This window comes from Citrobacter sp. Res13-Sevr-PEB04-36 (genome assembly GCF_015672735.1).
GTDB lineage: Bacteria > Pseudomonadota > Gammaproteobacteria > Enterobacterales > Enterobacteriaceae > Citrobacter.
In genome coordinates, this window is record NZ_JADABY010000035.1 from 25,478 (window position 1) to 33,782 (window position 8,305).

General features: G+C 47.8%; 4 protein-coding genes. 3 read left to right on the forward strand and 1 reads right to left on the reverse strand.

The window, feature by feature from the left end:
* Window positions 1–292: 292 nt before the first annotated feature.
* The 3 genes from IMQ48_RS10320 to IMQ48_RS10330 all read left to right on the forward strand — a co-directional run bounded on the left by IMQ48_RS10320 (window position 293) and on the right by IMQ48_RS10330 (window position 6,406).
* Window positions 293–3,835: an inverse autotransporter beta domain-containing protein gene (locus IMQ48_RS10320; RefSeq protein WP_196208959.1), complete on the forward strand. Its 3,543-nt coding sequence runs from the start codon at window positions 293–295 to the stop codon at window positions 3,833–3,835.
* Window positions 3,836–4,249: 414 nt separating this feature from the next.
* Window positions 4,250–5,485, forward strand: coding sequence for a tyrosine-type recombinase/integrase (locus IMQ48_RS10325; protein ID WP_136346047.1), 1,236 nt, complete (start codon window positions 4,250–4,252; stop codon window positions 5,483–5,485).
* A gap of 249 nt (window positions 5,486–5,734) precedes the next feature.
* Window positions 5,735–6,406, forward strand: a complete 672-nt coding sequence (locus IMQ48_RS10330; RefSeq protein ID WP_003033848.1) for an EAL domain-containing protein — start codon at window positions 5,735–5,737, stop codon at window positions 6,404–6,406.
* Between the two features lie 39 nt (window positions 6,407–6,445).
* Here the strand turns inward: IMQ48_RS10330 and IMQ48_RS10335 are convergent.
* A partial coding sequence (locus tag IMQ48_RS10335; protein ID WP_230326364.1) for a hypothetical protein occupies window positions 6,446–8,305 on the reverse strand: 1,860 nt, incomplete at its 5' end.

Genomic DNA, 8,305 nt, shown 5'->3' on the forward strand with positions numbered 1-8,305 from the left:
TACGAACAGGCAGATTAATTTCCTGTTAATTTGTTATTTGCAGTGTACGCTAATGGTTAAAATACAGCGCGCCAATATTAAACTCGCCACTATAAAAAGAAAAGTATTTTTGTGACATCATCTATTTAAACATTCGACATCGTTAGACAACCCCAGCTCTGCATAATGTAAAAACATCCAGTTAACTGCGCAATGAACAGCTCTTGAATTTTCCCACCAAATACATATATTACGCATCCCGTTCAGTACATGGAATAACCTTTGATTTTTTTAATTGATATTGGAGTTACGAATGTCAAATAAGAAAATTTCGCGGAGCAATGGGGCAACAGGCCCCGTTAATAAGGTTGTCGCATGGTCAACAATCGCTTTGCAGGCCCTGTATCCTGCCCTTCTCAGCTTCACGCCAACCGTCAGCCATGCATCAGCCGTCAAGGCATCACAGGTCGCCGCCGAACAGCAAGAACTACGCGGCCTGTCTTCCCTCGCCGCGCAGGCTGGCAGAAGCCTTGAAAACGGCCATGCGGGCAGTTTTGCTGCCAATACCGTCTCAGCGCAGGCAACGAAGGAGGTGGTAGAGTGGCTGCAGCAATACGGTAATGCGCGTATTCAACTCAATGTCGATGACGCTTTCTCGTTGAAAGATTCGGCGTTCGATTTCCTTTATCCGTGGATGGATACAAAGCAGCATGTTTTATTTAGCCAGACATCGCTTCACCGTACCGATGACAGAACCCAAACTAATATTGGTATGGGTTATCGCTACTTCACTCAGGATAATTCAATGCTGGGTGCGAACGTATTTTATGACTACGATTTAAGTCGTCATCACGCACGTATGGGTGCAGGCGTTGAGTACTGGCGAGATTATTTACATGCCGGTGCGAATGCTTATTTCAGATTATCAAAATGGAAGGATTCCCACGATCTGGATGATTATCAGGAACGTCCGGCGGATGGCTGGGATATCTATACCGAAGGTTGGTTGCCGTCGTATCCGCAACTGGGCGCATCGCTTAAATATGAAAAGTATTACGGCAAGAATGTCGGCCTCTTTGGCAGCGATCACCTGCAGGAAAATCCATACGCCTTTACGGGCGGGATCAGCTACACGCCTGTTCCGCTGGTTACACTTTCTGCTGAACACAAGCAGGGGGAGAGCAATACGCATGATTCACGATTCGGCATTGAGATTAACTATCGCCCCGGTATTCCGCTTGCGAAGCAACTGGACGGCGACAACGTAGCGGTGATGCGAGAAGTTCAGCACGGGCGCTACGATTTTGTCGAACGTAATAACAATATTGTTCTGGAATACCGCAAAAAATCGGTACTGAAGATCCGTCTGCCTGAGAGCGTGCAGGGGGAAAGCGGCGCCGTTATTCCTGTGGCTATTTCGCTGGATAAATCCCGCTGGGGCATTCAGTCGGTAGAGTGGAACGATAGCGCATTTGCCGCCGCTGGCGGGCGCATTTCCGGTAGCGGCACGTCATGGCAACTGACGTTGCCAGCATATACACCAGGCGGTACCAATCACTGGCAGATCGGCGCAACAGCACGAGATGTTAAAGGAAACGTCTCTAACTATGCGGTGATGAACGTGACTGTGACGGGGAGTTCAGCCACTGTCGGCACAATGGATTTTACATTGAACGGCGAGCATCAACCGATCATCGCGGCTGACGGGCAGTCGCAGCATCCGGTTACACTGGTACTAAAAGATGCCAATGGTAAACCGTTAACAGGGCTTGCCCATGACATTGAGCTGTCTTTGGCATTTACGCCTGACGCACAGCGAAACCATGAGCGTTCGGCGCAAGCACCCAAGCTCGGTGAAGTACAGGAAACCCGCTCAGGGGTGTATACCGCGACGCTGACGCCAGGTTTAACTGCGGGTACGGTACGCATCACCGCTAAAGTACTGGGTAAAACAGAAACCCTGACGGTTAAGCTGAAGGCAGTTTCCGCCGAGGCGGCAAAATCGACATTGACGGTAACACCCATTGAACAGGTCGTTGGATATCCTGTTAGCCTAATACTAGAGGCAAAAGATAAAAACGGGAACGCCATCACCAGTGATGATAGCTTACGTTTTTATGTGGTTTCAGCCAGTGGCGAGGTCCGTTTTACTTCCGTAGAAGAGAAAGACGGCGTGTATACCGCTAAGGCAATATCCGAACTGGCTCAGGCGACGCGCATCGGTGTGACATCACAAAAACACGATTTCTCCGGGTTGGAAAAATCGGTGAACTGGATTGCCGACAAAACGCAGCCGGTAATTCAGGTCTTTACCCTGACCAGAGATAATGCATTGGCAGATGGCAAGCAGAGCAACCTTGCGAGAGTTGTCCTGACCGACCGTTATGGCAACGCACTTTCCGGATACACGGTCACACTGGCATTACCACCCCAGGTAAAGGTTGCGAATGGGGATAACGTTGCAACGACCGATGCCAGAGGGGAAGCAACATTCTCGCTGATCGGTTCAACGCCGGGAACCTATGAGGTTACGCTGAACGTGGGGAACATCAGCTCATCGCTGAGCGTGACATTTGCCTCTGCAATGACGGGCGCAACATTGTCACTGGCAGCTAAAGACAATGGCATAGTAACCAATATTGCAGCAAACGGTCGCGATGGCGCCACGCTTGAGGTCACGCTCAACAATACCGCCGCGTCGGTTGAAGGACAGAAAGTGGAGCTTATCGTAACGCCACAAGGGCTCGTGTACCCGGACAAAATCACCACCAATAAAGACGGTTATGCCACGGTGACGTTAACCACGGTTAAGGCGGGTCATTACACCGTCAAAGCGAGGGTTACAGATGGGCAGCACAGTGTTGAGTCCTCGTCCGTTGAACTGGAATTTGTACCTGATATTAACAGCGCTGTGCTGAATTTGACCGCGCCAGCAGAAAGCATCGTGGCGAACCCATCAGCTGCGCATGAAATTCAGGTACAGGTTGTGGACGAGCAGAATAATCCGTTTAGCGGAGACGTGCGCCTGACCAGCAACCCAACCAGTGGCTTGCAACTGAAGCAATCTGTGCTGACGTTGAATGAAAAGGGAATGGCATCAACAACCTTTATTGCCTCTGAGGCCGGAAAATATCAATTGCAGGCAACCTTCGTAAAAGACAATCGGCCCGTTACGACCAGTAAGGCCATTGAGGTGTTATCGGATCTGCAAAATGCATCGCTGGCGATCAAGCCATCAACGGCGTCGGCGGTGGTAAGTGACGTGGACAACGTGACGTTTACCCTGCATCTGACCGATACGTCAGGGAACAGCGTCAGCAATCGTAAACTGAAAATCACGGCCACAGGTCCATCGTCACGCGATCCCCTGGTGATTGACAATAAGCTTGTCACCACCGATGAAACCGGTACTGCGACCGTGAATGTCCACGGCCATAAGGCGGGTCGTTACACGCTAACCGCCATACTGGATGAACACGGAAGTCGTGTTTCGGCTAATACTTCGTTGACGCTGAATGCTGATGCCCAGAATCCGGTACTCACTCTGGAGCAAGATCCTGGCTATGCCGTTGCCAACCTTGAGCCGGTGGGCTTTATGGCCCGACTGCGGGATAAATTCGGTAACCCGTTAAACGGCAGTGTCGAATTTAGCGCGGGCAGCAAAGCCCACCCCGGCAGCGGAACCTTTACGATGACGCCGGATAAAGCCAGCTTTAAGTTAGGGAACGCCTACTCTGAACTGAGAACGGATACCGCAGGTGAAAGTTGGGTGAAGGTAAAGGCAACGACGGGAACGCAAACCCTGGAAAAAGAGCTAGCCGTCTGGGTGGTTGAGAACCATAAACCGAATTCCTGATTCGGGATATAACAGGAGATAGTCACGTTTGCAGCGGCTATCTCCCCTTCTTTCTTTATGTTTGAGTTTATATATAAAAATCATTCGATTAAGTGCGAACCCTTTTTATATATTCACTCAGAGAAATCACGGCAAATGCTGTGCAGTAATCAATATTCTACGGCGCAGTTAAAAATTATGTGAAGTGAATTGCCAAATGCCTGCCGTACAGATTATGCAGCAAATTTCGTTAGCCACGATTAAAAATCTACATGCAGTATTGTGAAGGGTTTTGAGTAGACCACTAACAAAAAAGCGTTGGAGCGGGCGAAGGGAATCGAAACTCTGTTTCATTTTTCCATAACGCGACGGTCATAGAATCAACATAGTAACTATTATTGATACTTGATTGCGAGATTTTAGAGGATCAATCTCATGACAATCAAGGGCCAGGAGTATCTTTATCTTTCACCGGACGGCGTTTGGCAGTTTCAAATCTACGTTCCTGCTTACATGCGCCACATGTTCGGCGGGAAGCGCCTCTACCGGAAAAGCACTGGTACAAGAGACATTTACAAGGCTCGACACTTCCGCAATAACATGCTGGTAGAGTGGAACAACCTGAAAGAACAATTCAAGCCAGATACAGAGGACAGGCGCATCCAGCTTGCGATCACTTCCCTGCACTCACAGATCCGCAAGAATAAAAACAAACCCCTGATTGAGGAGCGAGCCAGTTCTATTCCTCATCTGTGCCTATTACGTGACGAATACGCCACTGCTTACCGGGATCGGCGTTCACTGTCCACACTGAGCAAATCGGCGCGAGCCGTGGAGGTTTTTCTCCAGAGTATCGGGAAAGTTGATATCAGTTTGGATCAGATAGGACGGCGGCTGGTTACGGATTTCATCGAAGAACAGCAGAAACGCGGCGTAGCAGGGCAGACGCTGCAAAACTGGTTAACGTCACTGGGAAGCCTCTATGAGTTTGCCAAACGTCGCTACGACGCTATAGCGCCGCTTAATCCGTTTCACGGCATGAACCTCGAAGCACGGCGCACTATTGAGAGCTACCAGCCGTTTGAATGGCATCAACTATCTACCCTGCTCAACGAAGCAGACGAAGAACTACGAGCCGTCATTCTGATCGGTTTGTTCTCTGGTGCAAGGCTGGACGAAATCGCCAGCTTGAAAAAATCAGATGTTGTTATAGTGGAAGGGATACAGACTTTCTTCATTAGCAAATCGAAAACGAAAGCAGGGGTTAGGCACATACCGATCCACGCTTTTCTGATCGGTATGGTGGATTATTATCTGAGTTTGAACACTGGAGATTACCTGTTACCACAGGCTAACAAGATTGAACGCAAAGACGGGAAAAAGGGGCCGTTCTATTCCCAGGCATTCACCCGCTTACGGCGTCGCGTAGTGCCTATGGCTACAGATCGCCAATGCTTTCACAGTTTGAGGGGGCATTTTATCACGTGTCTTGACCGTGCCGGAGTACCCGAACAGCGTATAGGCTACATCACGGGGCACTCTTCCCAAGCCGCAGCCACAGAAGCATTCAAGACATACAGCGCGGGGTGTTCCATGAAAGAATTGTCCGACTATGTGGAAATGGTGGATTATCCAGAGATCATCTTCCCTGAAACGGAAAAAGGGGCGTAAGCCCCTTATTTATAAACAAATTGATTAGATTAATAAGCTATTGTTTATGAATAATACACGCTAATTCTTGCTTTACGAACAAAGCAAGATTAAAACAGTAACAAAAAAGCATCAAAGTCATAACACTAAAACCAAAAAAACCCACTAAATTCAGTAGGTTACACACTTAAATAACAGAAACCATTATTGATTTTTTGTTACAAAGACCACATTATGAATGAACCTATGTAGAAATTTAAGGTGTTTGTTATGGATACTACATTCATTGCTGAACCTATAGTAAGCATTGACGAAAAGTTGTTGGGCGTTGAGCTTCTCACTCGCTTCATTTCCCCAGATGGACGCCCCCTTCATCCTGAGTTCGTAATTTCATCTTGGGATTTAGATAGGAAACGGCTTTTCCTATACGAACAATGCGGAAACATTGCCAGTATGCAAAAGTGGTTCGAACGAAAGAATCTATTTTGTACACTGAACATTGATCAGCAAATGGCTTTTCTGATACGTCATGACTACATACTTAGACAAACTTTCGAATCGATGCCATTCATCAAACTTGAGCTTTCTGAGAATTTCCTAGGTTTAGATAAAGGATTAAAAAACCCCTTGTTAAAGGCACTGAGCCAGGGTGTAAATGGGCTATGGCTCGATGACCTTGGCGCAGGAAACGCGAATGTAGTTAGTTTGATGGAAGGATACTTTGAGGTTGTAAAAGTAGATCGCTGCTTCTTTAATCAGCAGGTGCAGAAACCAACCTTCTACCCGCTGATTGCTTCCATTCAAAAACACTGCGGCAAAGTTATTATCGAAGGGATTGAGAATCGAGAACATTTGGGAATACTGCGTGAGGTGGGGATTTGGGGATTACAGGGGTATCTTATTAAATCTGTCCCTTTTAAAAATGTGGATTCATTGCTGTAGTGTTGAAACCATCAAAGGGGCTTACGCCCCTTTGATGTATCACCCACCTGTAGACGATTGACCGGACGACATTTGCAGCGTTAGCGACTGAGCAAAGCTGGCTTGAGAAGCTCTCGCCTGGAAATCAATGTAATCGCTTAATCTTGAGCTATCGCTGGCGATAGTGAGCGGTACGGATGCCTCAAGATTTAGATTGAATGTAGGATTCACCGTGTACACTGGCGCATTGCCGCTGCTGAGTGACATTGCGGAACCACGAAGAGAATCACCATTTAGGCTGTATTGATTTGCCGCTGTTCCAGCATTACCGCCACCAACGCCCAACCAATCCATGATAGCTGGCCCCACTGAACGAGTATTGAAGCCCGTCTTATCCTGAATCCAATCCGCTGTAGCATTCGCAGAACCACCCACAGCACCATCGTAGAGGGCCTGGGCCGCTGGCTTATCGCTATTAGTGAACCACTGAGGGAAACGGGAGCGAAGCCCTTCATTCAGATCAGACACTACGCCGGAAATCTCACCAACAAAGCCCGTCACCTGTTTAGCCAGATCTCCTAATCCCTCTCCAAGCATTCCAGCCGATTCGGTGATAACTTGCGTGTTTTTAACAAGCTCGTCGCCACCGTCAGCGAAGCCTTTCATAAAGCCAGTGAATAGACTGTTATCAACACCATTCACCAGATTACCCATTGCAACGGACAGATCGCCGTAAGCGTAGGCTTGTTTGATCTGCTCGTCGTCCAGCGTCTGACCGCTATCAACCAGCTTTTTCAGAGTCGAAATAAATTGTTCACCGTTATTCTTGAAGAGATCGAGGTAATGAGCGCCATCGTCGAAAATGTTTTCCAGAAGGTGGGACAGTTCACCGTCAGAGTATCCGCGTCTTTGCCCTTCGTTAACACTGGCCTGGAGGAAGTCCAGAGGGTTGTCTTCGTATTGTGAAAGCTGCGACTTGTTCCAACCAAACTTGTTGAGGATTTCTTCAATGTTAGAGTTGCCCCCCTTCCATTTACCACTCTTCTGATCGAATTGGCTGTTCATCAGAGTTTCACTGATTTTCTCGCGCGTATCTTTCCCGAAGCCGTCAGTGATTTTGTCCACGCTGGCACTGTCTACGCCGTGTTGCTGTCCCCAGGCGACAATCGCCTTAACAGCATTAGGATTCAGTTTGGTACGTTCGGACATACGGACAAGTTCCAGATTCTCATTCCCTTTGTCACGGATACGAGACAGGATGCCAGCGCCCCCCGCAAGGGCAGCAGTAGCACCAATAAAACCAGCACCGCCGCCGATCACATTCAGCCCCTTCTCTTTGATACCAGCCGCCGCGCCTTTGTAATCCGTTCTCTTCGCTTGACGCTGTGCAATCGCTTGTTGCTGTGTGCTGGCAGTGATACGGGCTTGTAATGCAGCCTCACGGCGTAAATCGGTAATACGTTCACGAATGGTAAAATTCATTCTCTGAGAAGAGATAACCCCTTTACGGAATTGTTCAGTTTGTTCCTGAATGAACTTTAAAGCCTCGTATTGTTTTGCAGGGTCTACGCCGTATTTTCCAGCAATTCCGCGAAGCTGTAAGCCAGCAGATTTAAATTTGATGTCTGCTGTTTCATTACGTTTAGCTATTTTGGCTTGTTCCCTTGCCTGAGTTTTAGCGGCTTTATCTGCAATACGTTGTTGTTTAGATTCTGACGATTTAACAGCGTTTTTTAGTTTAGCATCATCGGAAAGGGCTTCCGCTCTTCGCTGATTCTGTTTAAATGTCTTAAATCTAATTTTAGGATCTTGTAGTTTAGCAAAGTATTTCTGTAAGTCAGCAGCCGCCTTTTTAGCTTCTGCCATACTCGCTTTATCCACATTAAACGTAATGACATTGCTTATTTTAGAAACGTTCAG

Excerpts from the sequence above, each read along its gene's own strand:
- IMQ48_RS10320 (WP_196208959.1), top strand. The coding sequence starts at position 293 with ATGTCAAATAAGAAAATTTCGCGGAGCAATGGGGCAACAGGCCCCGTT.
- IMQ48_RS10330 (WP_003033848.1), top strand. The coding sequence starts at position 5,735 with ATGGATACTACATTCATTGCTGAACCTATAGTAAGCATTGACGAAAAG.
- IMQ48_RS10325 (WP_136346047.1), top strand. The coding sequence starts at position 4,250 with ATGACAATCAAGGGCCAGGAGTATCTTTATCTTTCACCGGACGGCGTT.